We start from the raw sequence: 23,679 nt of genomic DNA, 5'->3' as shown, positions 1-23,679 counted from the left end.
AAGAGTTTTTTTTATTTATGAGAACTGCGTAACGTTTTTCAAATTATCTGGGAAATATTGATCAGATAAATTGGCAAATTCGTCGCCTCGCATGAAAATACTAATGTCTACGTCTGCAAAACTGCTTTTGCCTGCCGCAGCCAAAAGTTCATTTGCAGCATGCAACGTATTTTTATGAAAATGAAAAACTCTTTCAGATTTATCTGTAACCACCAAACCTTTCATCAGCATTTTATTTTGCGTTGCCACTCCAGTTGGACATTCGTTATTATGGCAGCGAAGCGCTTGAATACAGCCTAAAGAAAACATAAATCCTCTCGCACTGTTGCACATATCTGCGCCCAATGCAATTGCATGTAAAATAGAATAGCCAGAAATGATTTTTCCGCTACCGATAATTCTCATTTTATCGCGAATCCCTAAACGGACTAAAGTTTTATTAACGAAAATTAATGCAGGTTCAAAAGGCATTCCGACACCATCTGCAAATTCTAGAGGAGCTGCTCCAGTTCCACCTTCTGCGCCGTCAACTGTTATAAAGTCTGGATAAATATCTTCATTGATCATCTCTTGGCAGATCGCTTCAAATTCGGCAGTATTTCCAATACATAGTTTAAATCCGATTGGTTTTCCGTTAGATAAATCGCGTAATTGTTTAACGAAATAAATTAATCCTTTCGCATCAGAAAAAGCGTGATGGCCGGGAGGAGAAAGAATTGTGGTATGTGGCTGCACACCTCTAATTTTGGCAATCTGTTCGGTGTTTTTTGCGGCTGGCAATACACCTCCGTGACCTGGTTTTGCACCTTGCGAAAGTTTAATTTCGATCATCTTTACATTCGGAAGATTCGCTTTTGCAGAGAAATTTTCGGGACTGAAATTTCCTTCTGCATCACGGCATCCAAAATATCCAGTTCCAATCTGCCAAGTAATATCGCCGCCTCCTTCTAAATGATAATCGGTTAATCCTCCCTCCCCAGTATTCTGGTAGAAATTTCCTTTTTTCGCACCAAGGTTAATGGCACGAACGGCATGTTCGCTTAACGAACCAAAACTCATAGCCGAAACATTAAATAACGAAGCAGAGTAAGGCTGCTTACAATCTTTTCCCCCAACTAAAACGCGAGGAAGTTCTTCATTTACTTTTGCTGGAAAAATAGAATGCTTTATTCCTTCGTAATTTTCTGTGTTTAAGTTTAATTGTGTTCCAAAAGGAGTATTCGAATCAATATTTTTGGCTCTTTGGTATACTAATGAGCGCTGATTTCTAGAAAAAGGTTTTCCGTCTGTAGATCTTTCAATAAAATACTGTTGGATTTCAGGCGCAATCATTTCAAACAAATACCTGAAATAGCCCAAAACAGGAAAGTTTCGTAAAATAGCATGTTTCTTTTGCGAAGCATTGTAAACTCCGACAATCAATAAAAGGGGAATAATAAAAACGAGTAAATAACCGCGTCCAGTATAGTAGTAAATTGCAGCAACAATTAGAAACAATAAGAATCCGTAAATAAAGAATTTTTTTCTCATGTTTTTAAAAAATTAAATAGGTAATAAATGTAATCTTAGTTGAATCTTAAACGCACATAAACGTGTTTGATTCCTTTTTTGTCCGATTCTCTTTCGTCAATTTCCAGAATATCGGTCAATGATTTAAGCATCGGAGTCAGTTTAGAATAACCATAATTTCGAGGATCAAATTCAGGTTTTTTCTTCACAATCAAATTGCCGACATCTCCTAAAAAAGCCCAGCCATCGTCGTCTTCAATGTCAGTAATGGTGTCTTCTATAAGTTCTATAGTCTGTTTGTCTATTTTGTGAAGTGCTTTGTCTGAAGGTTTTTCTACAGGTTTTTTAGTATCAGCAGCAACTGCTTTTGGCTTTTTCTTTTGAGTGGCGCCGTCTAATACTTCAATATAAATAAATCGGTCGCAGGCAACAATAAAGGAGTTTGGTGTTTTCTTTTCTCCAATACCAATCACTTTCATACCCGATTCGCGAAGTCTTATGGCAAGTCGTGTAAAATCGCTGTCACTAGAAACAATACAGAAACCGTCCAATTTTCCAGAATACAGCAAATCCATGGCATCAATAATCAAAGCAGAATCTGATGAATTTTTTCCAACGGTATAACTGTATTGCTGAATAGGAGTAATAGCATGTTCTAATAAAACGCCTTTCCAGCCATTTGCATTAGGTTTTGTCCAGTCGGCATAAATCCTTTTTGTGGTTGGCGTTCCTAATTTTGCAATTTCTTCCATCATGCCTTTTACATTACTGTAAGGCACATTGTCTGCATCAATAAGAACTGCCAGTTTTAAATCTTTTGAATTGCTTAAAGGCATTATTTTAATATTTAAAATTAAATACTCTCAAAGTTAAAATTAAAATTGGTTTTTATAAGAATCCAATGCCGAATAAGTTTTTCAATTAGCACTAATTAGTTTCATTATAAATAATATTCAGTAGTTATAAAATTAATTAAAGATAAATTTGTCTTTTATGTAAAACCTATCTATCTTTGCTAAGAATAATTAAAGGATGTATGTTTTCAAAAGCGTGTGAATACGGAATAAGGGCTTCAATATTTATTGCAACCAAATCTTCAAAAGGGATAAGGGTTGGAATAAAAGATGTCGCAAAAGAAATCGATTCTCCAGAACCATTTACCGCCAAGATTATGCAGATTTTGACCAAAAATGGCATTATTCATTCGGCAAAAGGAGTAGGGGGCGGCTTTGAGGTTTCTCCAGAAGCATCAAAATCAATAAAATTAATTCAGATTGTAGATGCGATAGACGGAAATAAAATTTACAGCGGCTGCGGTATTGGTTTAAAAGAATGTTCAGAAGAGCATCCTTGTCCTGTTCATCATGAATTCAAGAAAATACGAGGTTTGCTTTTAGAAATGCTGACTAAAACTACTTTAGAACAACTCGCTTCAGACGTAAAATCGGGCGATTTCTTTTTAAAAACATTGAATATAAACGATTAATATTAAATAAATTATCTTAAAAATGAATACAAAAACCAAAATTTCACTATTAATCCTAATGGGATTTTTAACAATAACTTCTTGCGGTAAAAAAGAAACAGCTCCAGCAGATCAAACTGAGACAACTGAAACTTCTACAGAAGGAGAAGCAGCTCCTGTAACCCCAGCAGCAGAAGAAAATGTATTAGTTATTGAAGGAAATGATCAAATGCAGTTTAATACAAGTGAGTTGAAAGCGGTTGCAGGGAAACCAATCAAACTGACTTTGAAACATGTTGGAAAAATCCCTAAAGAAGCAATGGGACACAATTTAGTGATCTTACAAGAAGGAACAGATCAGTCAAACTTCGCTTTAAAAGCAAATGACGCTAAAGCAACAGATTATATTCCAGAATCTGAAAAAGCTTCAATTATTGCGCACACTAAATTATTAGGCGGTGGAGAAGAAGATACAATTGAGTTTACAATTGATAAAAAAGGATCTTATCCGTTTATATGCTCTTTCCCTGGTCACGTGGCTATGATGAAAGGTGTATTAATTGTTGAATAAAAAAACAAAATAAATACCACAGACTCCAATGTTTTAAGTTGGAGTTTTTTTTAAAACCAATAAAAGATAAAATTATCTTTTATTTCAAATTCCCCCCAAGGAAATGAAAAGAGAAAAAAAATTATGGCTAGTTTTTGCACTAGTGATGAGTATATCATTTGCAGTGCTTGGTTATTATGGTTACGAAATTTATCAGCAGGGACCCCCAGTACCGAAAGAAATAGTAACCGATTCAGGAAAAGTTGTTTTTAGCGAAAGCGAAATTAAAGACGGACAAAATATCTGGCAGAGTATAGGAGGCCAGGAAGTGGGATCTATTTGGGGACACGGCGCCTATGTGGCCCCAGACTGGACCGCAGATTGGCTGCATAGAGAAGCACTGGTTATACTGGATATTTATGCGAAAAAGGATTTTAATAAGAAATATGCCGAGTTGGATGCTGAAAAACAGTCGGCTCTGAAGATTCGGCTGCAGCAGGATGTGCGAACCAATCGTTACAATTCCGAAACAGGTGTTCTTACTATTTCTGAAAACCGTTTGGCTGCGATTGAATATTTAAGTGAATATTATAAAGGTCTTTTTACGAATGATCCAAAATTTGATAAACTGAGAGGCGACTATGCAATTCCTAAAAACTCTATTACAGATGTAGATAGAATGCATAAAATGAATGCTTTTTTCTTCTGGGCGACGTGGGCAACAGTAACCAATCGACCTGATGGAGATATTTCATATACACACAACTGGCCTTCAGACGAATTGGTTGGAAATGTTGCAACCACAGAACTTTTGGCTTGGTCTGGAGTAAGTATCATTTTATTGATTTTAAGTGTAGGAATCTTAGTTTTCTATCATGCAAAGTCAGGTGAGGAAGAAGAGTTTCCGCTGCCAAAAGAAGATCCGATTATCAAACAAGGCAAAACCAAATCGATGGGATTGGTAACCAAATATTTCTGGATCGTAAGTTTACTGATGGTGCTGCAAATGGTGTTCGGAATTATAACGGCGCATTATGGAGTTGAAGGAAATGGTTTATACGGAATCCCAATTGATAAAATTCTGCCTTATGCCGTAACGCGTACCTGGCACACGCAATTGGCTATTTTTTGGATTGCAACAGCTTGGCTGGCAACAGGATTGTATATTGCTCCAGCAGTTTCGGGTAAAGATCCTAAGTTTCAATGTTTTGGCATTAACTTCTTGTTCATTGCTTTATTGATTATTGTTTTAGGTTCAATGGTCGGACAATGGTTTGGAGTAATGCAAAAACTGAATTTAGTTCAAAATTTCTGGTTTGGGCATCAAGGTTACGAATATGTTGATTTAGGGCGTTTCTGGCAAATATTCCTTTTAGTGGGACTGTTTTTATGGCTGGCTTTAATGATTCGTCCATTGCTTCCAGTTTTAAAGAAAAAAACAGAAGAGAAAAACCTAATCATATTGTTCTTAGTTTCTTGTACTGCAATCGCAATGTTTTACGGAGCCGGATTAATGTGGGGAAGACAAAGCAATTTAGCCATTGCAGAATATTGGAGATGGTGGGTTGTTCACCTTTGGGTTGAAGGTTTCTTTGAAGTATTTGCAACCGTAGTAATTGCCTTTTTATTTGTTCGTTTAGGATTATTAAAAACCAAAACAGCAACTTTAAATGTATTGTTTGCCACGATTATTTTCATGGCTGGAGGAATTTTAGGAACATTCCACCACCTGTATTTCTCTGGAACACCAACAGCAATTATGGCATTAGGAGCAACTTTTAGTGCACTGGAAGTAGTACCGCTGACATTAATAGGATTTGAAGCGTATCAAAATTATAAACTGTCAAAATCAACAAAATGGATAGCCGATTACAAATGGCCGATTTATTTTATGATTTCTGTAGCATTCTGGAATTTCCTTGGAGCTGGAATCTTCGGATTCATTATTAATCCGCCAATAGCATTGTATTATGTTCAAGGATTAAATACCACGCCATTACATGGACATACTGCTTTGTTTGGTGTTTACGGAATGTTAGGAATTGGTCTGGTATTATTTGTACTAAGAAGTTTATACCGAAATGTAAGCTGGAATACCAAACTGCTTAGTATTACTTTCTGGTCTTTGAATATTGGTTTATTTCTGATGGCCATTCTAAGCCTTCTTCCAATTGGAATTTGGCAAGCAATTGAAAGTATTAATCACGGAATGTGGTACGCGCGTTCATCAGAATTAATGCAACAGCCTGCAATGATTACCTTAAAGTGGCTTCGTGCCATTGGAGATTCGATTTTTGGAATCGGGTTCATTACTATGGCCTGGTTTGTATTTGAACTCACATTAAAAAACAAAAAATAAAAAACAAAACTTAAAAAATGATTATCATGGAAAATTTAAAAAACAAAACAATTGGATCATTTGTAGCTGAAGATTTTAGAACAGCTGCAGTATTTTCTAAATACAAAATAGATTTTTGCTGTAAAGGAAACCGAACAGTTACCGAAGTCTGCGAAAAACAAAATATTGACGCAGATGCATTATTAGAAAATGTTCTACAGGTTGCACAATCAGAAAATAACGGAAACATTGATTTCAATTCTTGGCCTTTAGATTTATTGGCAGATTATATCGAGAAAACACATCATCGTTATGTGGAAGAAAAAACGAACGTAATTCTTCCGTTTTTAGATAAATTATGTAAAGTTCACGGAGCAAATCATCCAGAATTATTTAAAATAAATGAATTGTTTATTGGATGTGCAGGCGAATTGTCTCAGCATATGAAAAAAGAAGAATTGGTTCTGTTTCCATTTGTGAAAAGAATGGTGAAAACGAAAGAATCTGATGGAATTTTATCTCAGCCTTCCTTCGGAACCGTTTCAAATCCGATTGCGATGATGATGCACGAGCATGATAACGAAGGAGAGCGTTTTAGAGAAATTGCAGCTTTAACCAATAATTATAATCCGCCGGCAGACGCTTGTACCACTTACCGAGTAACTTTTGCCATGCTGAAAGAGTTCGAAGCAGATTTGCATAAACACATTCATTTGGAGAACAATATTTTATTTCCAAAAGCAGTTCTTCTTGAAAAAGATTTTGTTGAAGTAGAATAAGGTTAATTTTAGTTTTTTTGCCACGAATTCACGAATTATACTAATCTTTATTGATTGAAATGATTTTAATTTCACGAATTTTAATTTGCGAAATTGGATTAAAATTGAAAAGACAATGTAATTCGTGAATTCGTGGCTTAAAAATCATTGGTTACGTTTGCACAAATAAAATGCACGTTATGAATTCTCAAAAAAGCTGGATACTCTGCTGTTTTTTTAATTTTCTGATTGCCTGTATTTTCGGATTATTAATGCGTTTTATGTATCTCTTTCCGTTAGATTTTCTAAACTACAGTTTTCTGCTTCATACGCATTCGCATGTAGCTATGTTGGGCTGGGTATATTTGATCGTTTATGTTTTGATTGTTCATTTTTTTATTCCAAAAGAAAAAAGTCAGAAACCGATCTATAACCGTTTATTCTGGCTGACAGAGTTTTCCGTAATCGGAATGATGATTGCTTTTCCCATTCAAGGATATGCTTTGTTTTCTATTGTTTTTTCGACTCTGCATATTTTGCTGAGCTATGTTTTTTGCCGTTTGGTTTGGAAAGATTCTTCCAAAGAAAAAACTCCAGCGCAGAGACTTTTATTGACTTCGATTTTATTTATGATTTTATCTACTTGCGGAGTCTGGTGTCTCGGACCGGCCGTAAGCACATTAGGAAAACAAAGTGCTTTTTACCAGATTGCCATTCAGTTCTTTCTTCATTTTCAATTTAATGGCTGGTTTATATTAGCGATTTTGGCTTTGTTTTTAAAACAATTTCAAGATAAAATTGATGAGATAAAATTTAGAAAGTTTTACTTCTTTATGGTTATTTCTACGCTTTTAACCGTTTGTTTTCCAATTCGCTGGTTTGTCGAAAATGATATTTTGAGTTATATCAATGGAGTTGGAGTTTTAATTCAATTGGGAGTTTTTATTTATTTCTATAAAATGCTAAAACCTCAAATTAGCACTTTCAAAAGTTCTTTAGATAAAACAACTAAATTGGTTTATGGTTTAGCTTTAACTTCCTTGTTTTTGAAAGTCGGAATCCAATTACTGACTATTTTCCCCAATTTGGCAGAAGTGTCCCATCAAATCAGAAATTTTGTAATTGGTTTTATTCATTTAACGACTTTAGGAATCATAACTGGATTTTTGTTTGGGATTTTGCTTCAGAATAAAATGCTTTCTTCCAATTCTTCTGCATTAAAAATAGGAGTAAAGATTTTTATTTTAGGATATATTTTGACTGAAGTTTTATTGTTTTTGCAAGGCTGGTTTTTCTTTTTTGGAGGAGGAAGTATTTCAGGATATTTTCAGAGTATTTTGATATTCAGTATTCTTTTGGTTTTAGGCTTAGCTTTAATTATGGTTTCTATAATAAAATTGAAATTTGACAATTTAGAAAAAGCAACAGATTAAGAAAAAAGTCCCAGAGGGACGGTGTTTTTATAGAAAAATAAGATAGTAGATAAAGAAGCTCCAGCGGGGCGACATATTTATATAATCATATTAGGAATATAAATTTGCTACCGTGATAAATATGTCGCTCCGCTGGAGCTTTAAAATGTGATGTGTAATGTTTCTATAAATATTGCGCTTCTCCGAAGCTTAATTGAACTCCATTATAAATAAAAAAACAAGAGCCGATTTTATTATAAACCTGCTCTTGTTCTTACTAATTAACCTATTTATAATATCTATATTTTCCCTGCTTCCTGATTTATGGTTTCAATTGTCTTTTCATTATTTACACCCAAACCTTCCTGCTGAAATACCAATTCTCCTTCTGGATTGAAAACGCTGATAATGTTAGAGTGCGAAAAATCTATAGGCGAGATTTTTTTGTAATTAACAGCCAAAACCGCTGCAAATTCACGAGTATTTTCTTCAGATGAACGAAGGAAAATCCACGGATCTTGATTCATTTTATTTTCTATGGCAAACTTTTTTAATCTTTCTGGAGTATCAGTTTTTGGATCTATACTCACCAAAATCAGTTTTACGTGTTGTTTTGTTTTGGCATTCAGTTTAGATTCAATATCTCGCATATCGGCTACCAATCTTGGGCAGGCTGCTTTGCAGCTGGTGTAGATCATTACCATAACCAAAACATTTCCTCTAAGCGATTTCAATTCAATATCTTTTCCGTCCTGTGTTGTCCATTTAGATGGAAGATTGTAAATCGATAAATCACTAATTTCCTTCTTTGTTTCTGCTTTATTTTCTTTTTTATCTTCTTCTTTACAGCTGTAGAAGGAGAAAAGAAGAATAAAAGCAATTGCTATGTTTTTCATTTTTAACTAAATTAAATTTTAGGTTTTGTCGTGCTGGCACATCTAAATCCTAGATTTCGTGTTGAATATTGTGCTTTCAAACTTCCTCTAAAAGCATATCGCATAAAAGCGGCATAGTCCATTAGATCGGATGCGTTTACAGAGGCGCCTCCGCAGAAAAGGTTTTTATCACTGCTTTTATCTTTTCTAGATTCTCCCGATAAAAAAATGCTGTTAAAATCAGACGTCCATTCCCAAACTAAACCGTGCATGTCATAAACTCCCCAGTAATTTTTGAAAGTTTTTCCAATCTCATTTTCATACGTTTTCGATTTCTCGTACCAGGATAAAATATACTCGTTAAATTCTTTTTTAGTTCGTGCGTCTATTTTTTTAGTGTCGGCCATAGCTACATATTCCCATTCGTCCATTGTTGGCAAGCGTTTTCCTTGGCATTCGCAGTATTTTTTTGCTGCAAACCAAGAAACGCCGGTTACTGGAGATTTCGGTTTTGCATTTCCAAAATCAAGATCAGTTGACCAGTAAGCCAAATAACTTTTATCGGCAAAAATTCCTTTAATCTTAGATTTTTGATAAGAAGGATTTTTTTTGACAAATTCTAAAAATTCACTGTTTGTTACAGGATAAATGTCGATGTAAAAAGATTTTACTGTAACGTGGTTTTTAGAAACAGCTCCATAAAGAGGGACAAAAGATCCCTCTTTTATGAAAGCCATTCCTTTTTCCTGAGCTTTCATGACACTAAGTGCAGAGAAAAAGAGAATAGTAAGTATGAAAATGTATTTTTTCATGCTAGAGTTTTGCTGTTATCTTAAAGCTTTTACCATTTCTGGAGTAACTTCTGTTTTATTATTTCCCCAGCTGTTATAAATGTAGGTAAGCACATTAGCGATTTCATCATCAGATAAATTCTGAGCTGGCATTATGTTGTTGTATTTTTTCCCGTTAACAGTTACTTCTCCCGTTAAACCATGCAAAATTGTTTTAATAGCACGTTTAGAATCGGCATTTAAATAATCTGATTTTGCCAAAGGAGGGAAAGTACTTGGTATTCCTTGTCCTTCAGACTGGTGGCATGCAAAACAAGTTGTTCCAAAGATTTCTTTCCCAATTTTAATTTTTTCTTCAACGGTACGTTTTGGAATCGCTGTTGTTTTTGAAGCTGCAGTTTCAGGCATTTTCTGGATTGTTCCGCCCTCAGGCAAATAAATACCTTCTTGAATAGTTCCAGAATAAATGTTTTTATTTTCTTTTCCTTCCACTTTTAGCATTCCTAGCGCCCCTTTATTAAATGCTCTGAAAATAGAGTGGTCAACCAAAATAAAAGTTCCCGGCGTTTCTACTTTAAAATCGACAATGGCAGCGCCACCAGCAGGAATCAAAGTAGTCTGTACATTTTTATTGACTGTGCTTCCGCCTTCAACATGAACATTGTCGAATATTTCACCAATAACGTGGAAAGAAGAAACCAAATTTGGTCCGCCGTTTCCAACAAATAAACGAACGGTTTCGCCCACTTTGGCTGTTAATTCATTTCCATTTGTTAATGACCCCACTTTTCCGTTAAATACGACATAATCAGGAGTTTCTTTTACGGCTTTATTCATGTCAAATGGCTGAAGGCCTTTTGCTCCATATTCACCTTGAGTGTAAAAATCACCCTGCATTACGTAATATTCTTTGTCAACTGGAGGAAGTCCGCCTTCTGGTTCAACCAAAATCAATCCGTACATACCGTTTGCAATGTGCATACCCACAGGAGCGGTTGCGCAGTGGTATACATATAAACCAGGATTTATCACTTTAAAACTAAAAACTTTTTCATGTCCCGGAGCTACAAGAGAAGAAGTTGCTCCACCTCCTGGACCAGTTACAGCATGTAAATCGATATTGTGAGGCAATTTATTATCCGGATGGTTTTTTAAGTGAAATTCTACTTCATCGCCCACACGGGTTCTAATGAAACTTCCTGGAACCGAGCCACCAAATGTCCAATAGGTATATTTTACACCATCTGTCATTGTGCCTTCTTGTTCCTTGATTTCCATGTTTAATTTTAACTTCATTGCGGTTCTGTCGCCAACAGGTTTAGGAACGTGAGGAGGAGCTGTAAGTTCGGCCTCCATTTCGCCTTGAGTTGTGATGTCTGCATAAATCTTATCTTGTTCTTTTTTACAGCTTCCTAAAATTAGCAGCATAAATAACGAACTGATTAGAGCACTCGTTTTAATCCAGGTTTTGGTAGTTTGTTTCATGATCTATTATTTTGTTTTGTGTTAAATTTTTAAACAAAAATAAAAGACTTTTTTATCCTTTATTATGATATTAATCATGTTTTGGCATAATTACAGCGGGAAACAGGGCTTTTTGGGAGCAAACAAAGAGGCGCAAAACGGTATTATTTTTTTGCAGCAGAATATTTTTTAATAAAAATAATTGAGGCTCTTCATTTTAAATTAATAATGATTATTTTTGCTCGCTGATTAAGTAAAAAAAATTACTACATATATTATGGTAAAAGATTTATTCGAAAGAATTCAGGACAATAAAGGACCTTTAGGAAAATGGGCTTCTCAAGCAGAAGGTTATTATGTTTTCCCAAAGTTAGAAGGAGAGTTGGGTCCTAGAATGCAATTTCACGGAAAAAATATTTTAAACTGGAGTTTAAATGATTATTTAGGTTTAGCTAATCATCCAGAAGTTCGTAAAGCAGATACAGATGCAGCAATTCAGTTTGGTGCAGCTTATCCGATGGGAGCTCGTATGATGTCTGGACATACTACTTACCACGAACAATTAGAAAATGAATTGGCAGAATTTGTAATGAAAGAATCTGCTTATTTATTGAATTTTGGTTACCAAGGAATGGTGTCTATTATTGATGCTTTGGTTACTAAAAATGACATTATTGTTTATGATGTTGATTCACATGCTTGTATCATTGATGGTGTTCGTTTGCACATGGGTAAACGTTTCACATACAAACACAATGATTTGGAAAGTATGGAGAAAAACTTGCAGCGTGCTACTAAAATGGCAGAAGAAACAGGCGGAGGTATTTTATTTATTACTGAAGGTGTTTTTGGAATGCGCGGACAGCAAGGAAAATTAAAAGAAATTGCTGAATTAAAGAAAAAATACAATTTCAGATTATTAGTAGACGATGCTCACGGTTTTGGTACTTTAGGAAAAACGGGTGCTGGAGCAGGTGAGGAGCAAGGGGTTCAAGATCAGATTGATGTTTACTTCTCTACTTTTGCAAAATCTATGGCTAACATTGGTGCTTTCGTAGCGGCTGATAAAACAGTTATTGATTATTTGAAATACAACTTACGTTCTCAAATGTTTGCAAAAGCATTGCCAATGATTCAAACTATTGGTTCTTTAAAACGTTTAGAGTTATTGCGTCAGTCTTCTGCAATTAAAGACAAACTTTGGGAAAATGTAAATGCATTACAAAGCGGTCTTAAAGAAAAAGGATTTAATATTGGTGATACAAATACTTGTATCACACCAGTTTACCTAGAAGGAAGTATTCCTGAAGCAATGGTAATGGTAAACGATTTAAGAGAAAATTATGGTATTTTCCTTTCTATTGTTGTTTATCCAGTTATTCCAAAAGGAATTATCTTATTGAGAATGATTCCTACGGCTTCTCATACCTTAGCTGATATCGAAGAGACTTTAACAGCTTTCGAAGCAATCCGTGAGAAATTAGTTAACGGAACTTATAAAGAAATTGCAGAACGTACAACTGTTGACGTTTCGTAAATTCTAAAAAAAAATACATTTCCTTAGTGGGAATTATGTAAAAAATCCATTTGTTCTACGAATGGATTTTTTTTTGAATTGAATTAACTTTATACTATAATCACAAAATAAAAATAGAAAATATGAAAAAAGTACTAACACTAACAGCAGTACTTGCCTTGTCGATTTTTGCTTCTTGTAAAAAAGAAACAACGACAACAGAGCCAGTACAAATTACGCCTAGTCCACCTAAAGAAGCAGAAATTGTAGAACCGGCAGGGGATCAATGTTATGCTTGGAGAGCTAACGGAAGTGTTATCGAGATGAGTTTCAATGTAAATTCTCATCAAGAAGTAAACGGGACACTAAGTTATAATTTGGTTGGAAAAGATAAAAACGAGGGAAGTTTAATTGGAAATATGAAAGGAGATACTTTGGTCGCAGATTATACTTTTAATTCTGAAGGAGTTTCATCTGTTAGAGAAGTTGTTTTTCTTCAAAAAGACGGAACTTTTATTGAAGGATATGGAGATGTAGTAGAAGCAAATAACAAAGTTTCTTTTAAAGATAAATCAAAGCTTAAATTTGATCAAAAAAATACTTTGGTAAAAGTAGATTGCAAAGTAGAGTAATGATGTGTTTTATAAAGTGAAAAATCCATTCGTTTTGGGGACGAATGGATTTTTTTATGTTTTTTTAGTCCTTAGTCCTTAGCTGTTAGTCCTTAAACGCTAAGTGCTTATTTTTTGATATTAATTGCTTAATACTAGGGACTAACAACTAAGAGCTAAGGACTAAAATTAAAGATTCTTCAAATAAGTCTTTCTCTGACAGTGAATAGTAGGATCAAAGTTTTTCCAAAGCAAATGAATGGCATTGTTCTCTAATAACTCAGGAGTTCTGATACAAGTCTGAATTCCTTTGGCAGAAAACGTTTTATAATATTCATCAAATATAATCGCTGTTACGCCTTTATTTTGATAGTCAGGATGAACTCCGATGAGGTAGAAAACAACGTCTTTACTGTGTTTTTTAGCTTTTAATAACTGCAAAAATCCAAATGGAAACAATTTTCCTTTTATTTTTTGCAAAGCTTCAACAAAGCTAGGCATTACGATACTGAAAGCTACCAGATTATCATCTTTATCAACAACAAATTTGATATATTCTGGATTAATAAAGCTGATATATTTCTTTTTAAAATATTCTTTTTGAACGTCAGAAATAGCTACAAACGAAGCCAGTTTTTCATAAGATTCATTAAACAAATCAAACATTTTGTCTACATGAGGTATAATGTCTTTTGTTTTGGTAAAATTAAGCGCTTTTAATCCGTAGCGTTTTTTGATTAACTCTTGCGCTTTCTGAAAGAATTCTGGTTTTACATTCGAAAAAGGAAATATACTTTCTATATATTGTTTTTCAACCTGAAACCCTAATTGCTCCAAATGCGTTACATAATACGGGTGATTGTACCATGTAATCATGGTTCCAATTTGGTCATATCCTTCAGTAAGAACTCCAACTTTATCTAGATTAGAAAATCCCATTGGGCCTTCAGCATGCTCTAAATTGTGTTTTCTTCCTAATTCATACACTTTTTCAAGCAATGCCTTTGTAACTTCAATATCATCAATTACATCAAACCATCCAAAACGCACTTTTCTCTTATGCTGATTGTTAACTTCAGACCAATTGATAATAGCAGTAATACGCCCAACAATTTTATTGTCTCTGTAAGCTAAATAAAAGTAAGCTTCGGCATTATCAAAAGCAGGATTTTTAGTTTTATCAAATGATTCCAATTCGTCTGAAATAATAGGCGGCACCCAATATGGGCTATCCTTATATAGTGAAAAAGGAAATTTGATATATTCGGTTAATTCTTTTTTGCTTTTAGCTTCTTTAATTGTAATCATTAAGGTGGTATTGAGAGTCCTTTATAAAAGGGTCTAGTTATTCAGTTTATTCGTATTTAGCTTTACGCTTTCGTTCTTTTTCTTGATAGTCAATTGCTTTTTCATTATCAGGATTCTTTTTTGCTCTAGCGGCTGCTTTATCTTCAACTACCTTCTCTTTGTACCATCCATCATAACGCCATGATACGCCAACACCGCCATATAATATAGAGGGTGTATTTTTGAAATTGGTACTTATAGAAGCATCAACCTGCATGTTGGAAGAAAGTAGAAAAGCAGCTCCTCCGCGAAGAATTGAATCGCTATAGAAATCACTTTTATACCCCTGATTTTCAACAAAACCAGACCATCTGTCATTAAATCCGTGCGTCAAAGTTAATACATATCCGTAACTTGGATAGTCGGTTCCGATATAATCTGCAATAATATTAGTCACAAAAACCCAAGCTCCACCTCCTAATAAATTTTGTGTAATAATCGAAACTTTAGGAGAAATAGCGCCATCAGGAGAAAAATAATAAGGATTATCGGCTCCAACAAAATTAGCTCCTGCAAAAACAGAAACAGCTGGAATAAGCTCTCGCCATTGAAAATTTCGATTGGCTTTATAGCTGTAGATGTTTACTTCTTTTTTATAATTTTTGTACGGATCATAAACAAGATATTTAGCTCCTAAAACCGTGCGTCTAAAATTATTCTTTTTGTAGCTGGTGTATGGAGTATCAAAATTCTCGGTTTGGTATTGTAAATCAGCTATGAATTCTAATTGTTCGAGAAAAGCGCCATATCGAATAGTTAAATCTGTACCGAATCCGCTGGCATCGTAGTCTAATAAGTCGTGTTTTTCTTTAATGCCGTAAACACCTAATTCGGCTTGAATAACAGATTTTCCAACGGCGTAGGCAGACATTGTTTCACCTGGGCGATTTGAGTTAATGACGTCAGTATATTGCGCAAAAAACAGTTGTGGAATAAAAAAAAGTACCGGGGCAAGTAAGTTTTTAATTTTGAACATATAATTTTTTTTGAGTTGAAAAATAATAACGCATTTCAAATGTACATATTTTATTATTTATTTAAGATTCATATTTTATTTTTAAGCAACGGATTTATTAATTTTGGAAAAAAATATATAGTTATGCAAGAAGCATCTTTTTCAGGTTTGTTCAAGACCATCATGTGGGTTATAGCTTTTTATTACATTTTTAAATTTTTAGCTAAAATCTTTTTGCCTGTGTTGGTTAAAAAGGCAGTAGAAAATGCCAGTGAAAATTTTCAAAGACAACAGCAACAATATAATCAAGATAATAGATATCAGAACAATAGCAATACAAATAATAATGATGAAATAATCATTAATACAGCTAATGCTAAAAACCCGCGCGAAACCAAAAAAGTGGGTGAGTATGTTGATTACGAAGAAATAGATTAGATTTGTGTCCTGAAAATTTAGGATTCATTTTAACCCAAACCAGCCAAAATTGAAAATAGTAAATAAGTTCTATCCGCATGCCCTTGTAGTTCTGGGCTTTATTCTTGTTTCATTAATTTATTTTTATCCAGTTCTGCAAGGAAAACAAATTTTCCAGTCTGATATTGCTCAATACACCGGAATGGCAAAAGAGCAAAATGACTTTAGAGCGGTAGAAAATGCAGAACCTTATTGGACGAATTCTGCTTTTGGCGGCATGCCAACATATCAACTTGGTGCAAATTATCCGAACGATTTTATAGGTAAAGTTGATGACGTTTTACGTTTTCTTCCGCGTCCTGCAGATTACTTGTTTTTATATTTCCTTGGCTTTTATGGCTTATTATTGGTTTTAAAAACAGATCCGCTGAAAGCTTTTATAGGCTCAATTGCGTTTGGTTTTTCAACTTATATGATTATTATTCTAGGAGTTGGGCATAATGCCAAAGCGCATGCTATTGCCTATATGCCTTTAGTAATTGCAGGTTTTATACTCGTTTTTCAGAAAAAATACATTTGGGGAGGTTTGCTCACCATGTTTGCCGTGGCATTAGAAATTAGTGCCAATCACTTCCAGATGACCTATTATTTATTGATTTTCTTATTGATTCTAACAGGTTATTATGCTTTTAATTTTATTAAAGAAAAAGATTTTAAAGGACTTTTAATTTCTTGTGGCGTTTTATTAGTTGCGGGGATTTTTGCATTAGGTGCCAATGCCGGTAATTTAATGGCTACACAAGAATATGCTAAATATAGTATTAGAGATAAAAGTGAGCTGACATTTAATCCAGACGGATCTAAAAATGAAACGACTGCTTCTATGACTACAGACTATATTACAGAATATAGTTATGGAATTGCAGAAAGTTTGAATTTAATTGCTCCAAGAATATTTGGAGGTTCAAGCCACGAAAATGTTGGTACAGACAGTCGTATGTACGCCTTTATGGTAGAGCAAGGCGTTCCTTCGTCTCAAGCTCAAGATTTTGTTTCTGGAATGCCAACGTATTGGGGAGATCAGCCAATTGTTTCAGCGCCAGCTTATATAGGGGCTGTCGTTTTCTTCTTGGCTGTTTTAGCTTTATTTATTGATGATAGAAAAATTAAATATGTTTTCCTTGCTGGGGCGCTTTTCACTTTAGTGCTTTCATGGGGAAAAAATTTCTCTTTGCTGACAGACTTTTTTATTGAATATGTTCCTCTTTATGATAAATTTAGAGCTGTTTCATCCATTCAGGTAATTCTAGAGCTATGTTTTCCTGTTTTGGCTGTTATGGGATTACAGTCATTCTTTAAAGCTAAAGACGAACCAAAATTACAGCAGAAAGCATTAGTACAGACAGGAGTTTTTGGTTTGGGAGTATTGGTAATTTTGTTAATAGCAAAAAGTTTCTTCCATTTTACAGGAGCGAGCGACCAATATTTCATGGAAAGCTACGGGCCAGGTTTTGTTGACGCTTTAAAAGAAGACAGAATGACGATGTATTATGCAGATATCTTACGATCTGGATTTTTAATCGTGGTTACTTTTGTTGTGCTTTGGATGTTTATTAAAAACAGATTCTCTCAAACAACAACTTTAATCGTTATTGGAATTGTAATGATTTTTGATTTGTTTTTTGTGGATAAAAAATACGTTTCGGCAAAAGATTTCGTAAGTCCGGTTCAGATTGCAGCGCCTTTCCAAGAAACTCAAGCAGATGCTCAAATTTTAAAAGATACTTCTGTTTATCGTGTATTCGATCTTCAGGGACAATTACAGGGAAGATCTTCTTATTTCCATAAAACAATTGGAGGTTATAGTGCTGTAAGACCTAGAAGAATGCAGCAATTATACGATTATCAAATTGCTAAAAATAATCTAGAAGTGCTTAATATGTTGAATGTTAAGTATGTGATTCAGGTGGACAGTACAGGAAATCAGATTCCGACTGTTAATCCAGATGCTAACGGAAATGCCTGGTTTGTGGAGTCTGTAAAACTGGTAAACAAGCCAGATGATGTCATGAAAGCCTTGAATACTTTGGATACTAAAAAAGTTGCAGTATTTAATGTTCACGAGCATGAAAATAAATTTCAAAATGCGAGATTAAAGAAACCTTTAGATACAACTGGAACGATTAAAGTTGTTACTTATAAGCCAAATTACATTAAATACAAATCAGACAAAGAGAATGATGGTTTAGCTGTTTTCTCTGAAATGTATTATAAAAATGGCTGGAATGCTTATATCGATGGTAAATTAACAGATCATTTCCCTGTTGATTATGTTTTGAGAGCAATGGAAGTTCCTGCAGGAAAACATACAATTGAATTTAAATTTGAACCTCAGATTATCAAAACTGGAGGAACAATTACTTTAATAAGTTCAATTGGAATGTTGTTGCTTTTAGCTGCGGGGATTTATTTCGAAAAATTCTACCGCAAAGATTCACAAAGTAGTCACAAAGACACACAAAAATAATTTAGAAAATCTTTGCGATTCTTAGCGAGCACTTTGCGAATCTCTGTGAAACAGAATAAATCTTAAATGGAACAAAAAAAACTTTTAATAATTACCTATTATTTTCCGCCTGCGGGTGGGCCGGGCGTACAGCGTTGGCTGAAATTTGTCAAATATTTGCCAGAATTTGATGTACAGCCTATAGTTTATGTTCCAGAAAATCCAACTTATCCAATTGTTGATGAAGGATTGGTAAGTGAAATATCAGACAAAGTAATTGTTTTAAAGAATAAAATTTGGGAGCCTTACCAATTGGCTTCTGTTTTTTCGAAAAATAAAACCAAAAAAATCAGTTCGGGAATTTTTCCTCAAAAGAAAAAACAGACTTTCTTAGACAAAACGTTTCTTTGGGTTCGAGGAAATCTTTTTATTCCAGATGCGCGTGTTTTTTGGGTAAAACCGTCTGTTTCTTATTTAGAAAAATATATTCAGGAAAATAATATCGATACGATTGTAACTTCTGGACCACCGCATAGTCTGCATTTGATTGGTTTAGAGTTACAAAAAAAATTGAAAGTGAAATGGTTTGCCGATTTTCGTGATCCTTGGACAACGATTGGCTATCACAAAGCACTTCGATTATCTTCTTATGCGGAGAAAAAACATAAAAGCCTTGAGCATAAAGTACTCAATTATGCAGACGAAATTATCGTAACAAGTAAAACTACGAAAACGGAATTTGAAGCGATTACCGCTAAGCCAATTACGGTAATTACAAATGGTTACGATGTTGAAACAGTTGAAAAACAAACATTAGACACCAAATTTACTTTAGCTCATATTGGTTCTTTCTTATCAGACAGAAATCCGCCATTTCTGTGGGAAGTTTTGGTTGAATTGCTAAAAGAAGTTCCAGAGTTTAAATCTCATTTAGAAATTAAATTAATTGGAGCTGTAAGTCAGGAAGTTTTAGATGCGATACAAGAACATCAGTTAAATGATTATTTGAACTTGGTGGGTTACGTTTCTCATAAAGAAGCGGTTGCACATCAAAGAAAATCTCAGGTTCTGCTTTTGATCGAAATTAATTCTGAAGATACGAAAAGCATTATTCCAGGTAAATTGTTTGAATATATGGTTTCAAACCGTCCAATAATTGCCATTGGACCTCAAGGTTCTGACTTTGCAGATATCGTTACACAGACCAATACAGGAGTATTTTTTGATTATTCTGAAAAAGCGAAGTTAAAAAGTGTAATTTTGGACTTTTTTAATCAGTTTTTGGAAGGGAAACTGGAATCGCACGGAATTGGTTTACAGCAATATTCGAGAAAAAACCTGACCAAGCAATTAGCACAGCTGATTAAAGGATAATCATTAAAATTTCAAATACAATCTAAACTCAAGAAATGGGTATTGTCTTAAATCAGTCTTTTAAAAATACTATAATTACATACATTGGTTTTGGTATCGGAGCCATAAATACTTTATATCTTTATCCCGTTTTTCTTGGAGCAACTTATTACGCTTTAACAAATTACGTTACTTCTGCAGCAAATGTCATTATGCCTTTGTTCGCGATCGGAATGCAGAATACGCTTGTAAAATTTTATTCGCAGTATAAAACAGAAGAAGAAAGAGAGCAGTTTTTGTCTTTTACAGCGTTGTTTCCGCTTTTAATGTGTATTCCGTTAGGACTTATAGGAATCTTCTTTTACGACGACATAACCGATTTTGTTTCGAAAGAAAATCCTATTGTGCGCGAATTTATGCTGCTTATTCCGTTTATCGGAATCTGTATGGCTTATTTTGAAATTTTTTATGCGTGGGCTAGGGTTCACATGCATTCTGTTTTTGGAAATTTTATAAAAGAAGTTGGTTTAAGATTGCTTTCGACTTTTGCTTTAATAGCGTTGTATTTCAATTGGATCAGTCTGGTTCAGTTTGTTTATGTAACGGCGGCGATTTATTTTATAGCTTTTATCGTAACCATGTTTTATGCTTTTTACGTTAAAAAGCCTAATTTTCAAATTTCTATACCTGAAAATGTAAAAAGTGTAATGGAATATACTTTTTATATTATTTTATCTGGAAGTGTTGCAAACTTACTTTTAGACGGCGATAAATTGATTTTGAATCAGTATATGAAAATCGAAAATATCGCCTATTACTCCGTTGCGACTTACATTGCTTTGGTCATTTCAGTTCCAAGTCGTGCGATGCATCAGATTGTGTACCCGATTACAGCTAAATTAATGCACGATAACAAATTCGACGAATTAAATCAGCTTTATAAAAAGACTTCGATCAATTTGCAGATTGTGGGCGGTTTTGTAATGCTTTGTATTTTTGTCAATATTAACCAATTATACGAATTAGTTCCGAAAGAATATAGTGGCGGAATTTCTGTAGTTTTTATGATTGGTCTTTCTAAATATTTTGACCTGATTTTAGGAAACAATAATGCTATTATTTTCAATACCAAATATTACCGTATGGTATTGTATTTAGGATTAATGCTCGTTGTTTTAACCGTAATTTTAAATTTGATCTTTATTCCTATCTGGGGAATCTTTGGTTCTGCATTTGCAACTCTGCTGTCGATTACTTTATATAGTTTGGCAAAACTGCTTTTTGTGGTAAAGAAGCTGCATTTGTACCCTTTTACAAAACAGACTATTGATTCTATGCTGCTTACTTTTGTATTGTTTCTGCTGTTTTATTTTTGGGAATTTCCATTTTTCCAGTTAATAAGTATCGCTTTAAAATCGATTTTGGTAACTATATTATATGTTTATCTGAATTATAAATTTAAAATTTCGTCAGATATCAATAATGTTATTGATTCGATCTTTAAGAAATTAGGGTTTAAAATTTGATCTGATTTTTCTGTAAAAAAGAAAGCAATTTAAAAAATCATAACTTTTTTGTTTTTATATTTGTTAGAAAGGATAACTAACTTATTTCTAATTGAATATGAAAATAAAAGTACTTAGGTTATTAGCTTTCTTCTTTATTTTATTTTCTTTTTCAGTATTTGCCCAGACTCCCGATCTGAAAAGCACTGATAAAGAGATTTCGACAGTAAAACTACAAGGTTATCCTGTAAAGCCTTTCAAGGACACACTTTTTTTTGTTTATCATAAAGTTGGTTCTTTTTCTGCAAAAGAGCGGGCAGAATATATTACCAATAAAATAAAAAGACTTTACAACGAATCTTTCTTTGAAAAAGATTCGCTTAAAATTGTTCCTTCGGATGCTTCGATGGATATTATCTATCAAAATGATTTAGTCATAATGTCTGTTTTTGATGCTGATGCAAAAGCAGAAAATAGCACTACAACTAAAATTGCCAATAGAAATCTGGCGAAAATTAGAAATGCGATCCTATACCAAAATGAGAATTATTCTCAATTGCCTAAACGAATCGGATATACGGCTTTATTAATTCTTATAATTAGCTTGGTTTTGTTTTTGGTTGGAAAGCTTTTTAATCTGATTAGAAATTATATTGTCAAAAATAAAGCTCGATATTTTAAAGGAGTCAATTATAATACAATCAAAATATTATCTCCAGAAAGGCAGCTGATTTTGTTTCTTCGTTTTTTTGGTTTTATAAAAATAATAACACTTATTTTAATTGTTTACTTGTCGCTTCCTGTTTTATTCAGCATATTTCCAGCTACTAAAGATTATACAACAATGCTTCTTAGATGGATTTTGACGCCGGCTAAATCTGCATTAATGGGATTTCTAGGGTTCTTGCCAAGTCTGTTTACAATTATCGTAATTGTTATCATTTTTAAATATGCGCTCAAAATCATTAAATTTTTCTTTGACGAAATAAAATCTGAAAACATAAAAATTGACGGATTTTATAGCGATTGGGCATTGCCAACATTCAATGTAATCAGACTGCTGATGTACGCTTTTATGCTGGTTATTATTTTTCCGTATCTGCCAGGTTCAGATTCTCCAATTTTTAAAGGAGTTTCGGTATTTGTCGGGGTTCTGTTTTCTCTTGGTTCTTCTAACGCTATTGCAAATATGGTGGCGGGTTTAGTAATTACGTATATGCGCCCGTTTAAAATTGGTGATTATATAAAGATTGGTGATGTAAGCGGAGAAGTAATAGAAAAAACGGCATTGGTTACCAGAATAAGAACGCCAAAATTTGAAGATATTACGATTCCGAATGCTACAGTTTTGTCCAGTACTTCGACCAATTATTCGGCAAACACCAAACAGTCGACTGCGGGATTGCTTATTCATACTACAGTCACGATTGGTTATGATGTGCCATGGAAAGACATTTACGCCGCTTTGATTGATGCAGCACTAAAAACAGAAATGACCGAAAAAGAGCCAAAACCATTTGTATTGCAAACGAGTTTAGATGATTTTTATGTTTCGTATCAAATTAATGTTTACACTAAGGAGCCAACGAAACAGCCAAGAATTTATTCCTCATTGCATCAAAATATTCAAGATTCTTTCTTTGCGGCAGGAATAGAGATTATGTCGCCACACTACAGTGCTTTCAGAGATGGAAGTGCAACAGCAATTCCGCCAGAATACTTGAAAGAAGAGTAGTTGAAATTCAATTTTTAAGGTCGTTTTTAAGGTTAAATAATTGACAATTAGGTATTAAAAAATAAACTTTAACACCTGAATATTTTGTAATTAATCGAATTAAAATTAACTTTATACTAAAGGTTTAGCATTACTTTGAAGAAATTGCATAATTATTTCTAACAAAAATACCTAAATATGGGTATTGTTTTATCCTTTTGAGCGAGATAAATTTGCAAGAAATAGTAGACGAAATTAGTTATTGGATTAATGGTAGATTAAATTAATTATGAAAAACAATCATCTCAGCCAGGAACAAAGCATGCAAGTATTTTCTAATATGATTTCAAACAAAGTTCATAATGGATTTACTTTAGAAGAAAGAAATGATGAGTTGCTTTTCGCAGTCTTATCTAAAGGAGGAAAAGTGGTTAACCACAGTTTGAATTTTATTATTTTTTGTTTAACTCTAGGTTTATGGTCATTTGCTTGGCTGTATCTTACCTTTGAAGCTTCAAAACAAAAAAAGATTTTAGTAGCTATTGACGAAGATGGTCTTCCGTTTGAAGAAAGATGTCTAGTAGCTTAATTTT

Annotated in this window: 20 protein-coding genes; 13 read left to right on the top strand and 7 right to left on the bottom strand. The window is 33.8% G+C overall.

Going from position 1 to position 23,679, the window contains the following annotated elements:
- Nucleotides 1-15: 15 nt before the first annotated feature.
- Both Q9Q97_RS10215 and Q9Q97_RS10210 read right to left on the bottom strand, forming a co-directional pair.
- Nucleotides 16-1,530 carry an FMN-binding glutamate synthase family protein gene (locus tag Q9Q97_RS10215; RefSeq protein WP_306156615.1) on the bottom strand — a complete coding sequence of 505 codons (1,515 nt, stop codon included), beginning with the start codon at nt 1,528-1,530 and terminating at the stop codon, nt 16-18.
- A gap of 35 nt (nt 1,531-1,565) precedes the next feature.
- Complete coding sequence (locus tag Q9Q97_RS10210; protein WP_306156613.1) at nt 1,566-2,345, bottom strand: NYN domain-containing protein; 780 nt, start codon at nt 2,343-2,345, stop codon at nt 1,566-1,568.
- Between the two features lie 200 nt (nt 2,346-2,545).
- On the opposite strand from Q9Q97_RS10210, the gene Q9Q97_RS10205 reads away from it, so the two are divergent.
- The 5 genes from Q9Q97_RS10205 to Q9Q97_RS10185 all read left to right on the top strand — a co-directional run bounded on the left by Q9Q97_RS10205 (nt 2,546) and on the right by Q9Q97_RS10185 (nt 8,053).
- Nucleotides 2,546-2,995 (top strand): Rrf2 family transcriptional regulator, encoded by a 450-nt coding sequence (locus tag Q9Q97_RS10205; protein WP_306157028.1) that lies wholly within the window; start codon nt 2,546-2,548, stop codon nt 2,993-2,995.
- 22 nt (nt 2,996-3,017) lie between these two features.
- A complete protein-coding gene (gene azu / locus Q9Q97_RS10200; protein ID WP_306156611.1) occupies nt 3,018-3,545 on the top strand; it encodes an azurin in 528 nt (175 codons plus the stop codon).
- Between the two features lie 103 nt (nt 3,546-3,648).
- A complete protein-coding gene (locus Q9Q97_RS10195; RefSeq protein WP_306156610.1) occupies nt 3,649-5,883 on the top strand; it encodes a nitric-oxide reductase large subunit in 2,235 nt (744 codons plus the stop codon).
- A gap of 26 nt (nt 5,884-5,909) precedes the next feature.
- Nucleotides 5,910-6,641: an iron-sulfur cluster repair di-iron protein gene (ric, locus tag Q9Q97_RS10190; protein WP_306156608.1), complete on the top strand. Its 732-nt coding sequence runs from the start codon at nt 5,910-5,912 to the stop codon at nt 6,639-6,641.
- Between the two features lie 179 nt (nt 6,642-6,820).
- Nucleotides 6,821-8,053: a hypothetical protein gene (locus tag Q9Q97_RS10185; protein WP_306156606.1), complete on the top strand. Its 1,233-nt coding sequence runs from the start codon at nt 6,821-6,823 to the stop codon at nt 8,051-8,053.
- 278 nt (nt 8,054-8,331) lie between these two features.
- Here Q9Q97_RS10185 and Q9Q97_RS10180 read toward each other — a convergent pair whose 3' ends face one another.
- The 3 genes from Q9Q97_RS10180 to nirK are packed head-to-tail and all read right to left on the bottom strand — an operon-like array spanning nt 8,332 to nt 11,183.
- Complete coding sequence (locus Q9Q97_RS10180) at nt 8,332-8,928, bottom strand: SCO family protein (RefSeq protein ID WP_306156604.1); 597 nt, start codon at nt 8,926-8,928, stop codon at nt 8,332-8,334.
- 11 nt (nt 8,929-8,939) lie between these two features.
- Nucleotides 8,940-9,719, bottom strand: a complete 780-nt coding sequence (locus tag Q9Q97_RS10175) for a formylglycine-generating enzyme family protein (protein ID WP_306156602.1) — start codon at nt 9,717-9,719, stop codon at nt 8,940-8,942.
- A gap of 15 nt (nt 9,720-9,734) precedes the next feature.
- Nucleotides 9,735-11,183, bottom strand: coding sequence for a copper-containing nitrite reductase (gene nirK / locus Q9Q97_RS10170; protein ID WP_306156600.1), 1,449 nt, complete (start codon nt 11,181-11,183; stop codon nt 9,735-9,737).
- A gap of 256 nt (nt 11,184-11,439) precedes the next feature.
- Here nirK and Q9Q97_RS10165 point away from each other — a divergent pair, with 256 nt between their 5' ends.
- Entirely contained in the window at nt 11,440-12,699 is a 1,260-nt protein-coding gene (locus Q9Q97_RS10165; protein WP_306156598.1) for a pyridoxal phosphate-dependent aminotransferase family protein, read from the top strand.
- Nucleotides 12,700-12,821: 122 nt separating this feature from the next.
- The gene (locus Q9Q97_RS10160; protein ID WP_306156596.1) at nt 12,822-13,310 is read left to right on the top strand and encodes a hypothetical protein; all 489 of its coding nucleotides are present in this window, start codon (nt 12,822-12,824) and stop codon (nt 13,308-13,310) included.
- 168 nt (nt 13,311-13,478) lie between these two features.
- On the opposite strand, the gene Q9Q97_RS10155 is transcribed toward Q9Q97_RS10160, so the two are convergent.
- On the bottom strand, nt 13,479-14,597 hold the full coding sequence (locus Q9Q97_RS10155) for a GTP cyclohydrolase (protein WP_306156594.1): 1,119 nt from the start codon (nt 14,595-14,597) through the stop codon (nt 13,479-13,481).
- Between the two features lie 46 nt (nt 14,598-14,643).
- Nucleotides 14,644-15,612: a transporter gene (locus Q9Q97_RS10150; protein WP_306156592.1), complete on the bottom strand. Its 969-nt coding sequence runs from the start codon at nt 15,610-15,612 to the stop codon at nt 14,644-14,646.
- 123 nt (nt 15,613-15,735) lie between these two features.
- Here Q9Q97_RS10150 and Q9Q97_RS10145 point away from each other — a divergent pair, with 123 nt between their 5' ends.
- The 6 genes from Q9Q97_RS10145 to Q9Q97_RS10120 all read left to right on the top strand — a co-directional run bounded on the left by Q9Q97_RS10145 (nt 15,736) and on the right by Q9Q97_RS10120 (nt 23,675).
- Nucleotides 15,736-16,029 (top strand): DUF4834 family protein, encoded by a 294-nt coding sequence (locus Q9Q97_RS10145; RefSeq protein WP_306156590.1) that lies wholly within the window; start codon nt 15,736-15,738, stop codon nt 16,027-16,029.
- A gap of 49 nt (nt 16,030-16,078) precedes the next feature.
- The gene (locus Q9Q97_RS10140) at nt 16,079-18,535 is read left to right on the top strand and encodes a YfhO family protein (RefSeq protein ID WP_306156588.1); all 2,457 of its coding nucleotides are present in this window, start codon (nt 16,079-16,081) and stop codon (nt 18,533-18,535) included.
- A gap of 66 nt (nt 18,536-18,601) precedes the next feature.
- The gene (locus Q9Q97_RS10135) at nt 18,602-19,888 is read left to right on the top strand and encodes a glycosyltransferase family 4 protein (protein ID WP_306156587.1); all 1,287 of its coding nucleotides are present in this window, start codon (nt 18,602-18,604) and stop codon (nt 19,886-19,888) included.
- A gap of 35 nt (nt 19,889-19,923) precedes the next feature.
- Complete coding sequence (locus Q9Q97_RS10130) at nt 19,924-21,393, top strand: polysaccharide biosynthesis C-terminal domain-containing protein (RefSeq protein ID WP_306156585.1); 1,470 nt, start codon at nt 19,924-19,926, stop codon at nt 21,391-21,393.
- Nucleotides 21,394-21,490: 97 nt separating this feature from the next.
- Nucleotides 21,491-23,107 (top strand): mechanosensitive ion channel family protein, encoded by a 1,617-nt coding sequence (locus Q9Q97_RS10125; protein WP_306156582.1) that lies wholly within the window; start codon nt 21,491-21,493, stop codon nt 23,105-23,107.
- 268 nt (nt 23,108-23,375) lie between these two features.
- On the top strand, nt 23,376-23,675 hold the full coding sequence (locus Q9Q97_RS10120; protein WP_306156580.1) for a hypothetical protein: 300 nt from the start codon (nt 23,376-23,378) through the stop codon (nt 23,673-23,675).
- Nucleotides 23,676-23,679: the final 4 nt, after the last annotated feature.

It is taken from the genome of Flavobacterium sp. DG2-3 (assembly GCF_030730925.1).
Taxonomy (GTDB): Bacteria; Bacteroidota; Bacteroidia; order Flavobacteriales; family Flavobacteriaceae; genus Flavobacterium.
The sequence above is the reverse complement of the archived record's forward strand: the minus strand, read 5'-3'. Positions and strand labels throughout refer to the sequence as shown.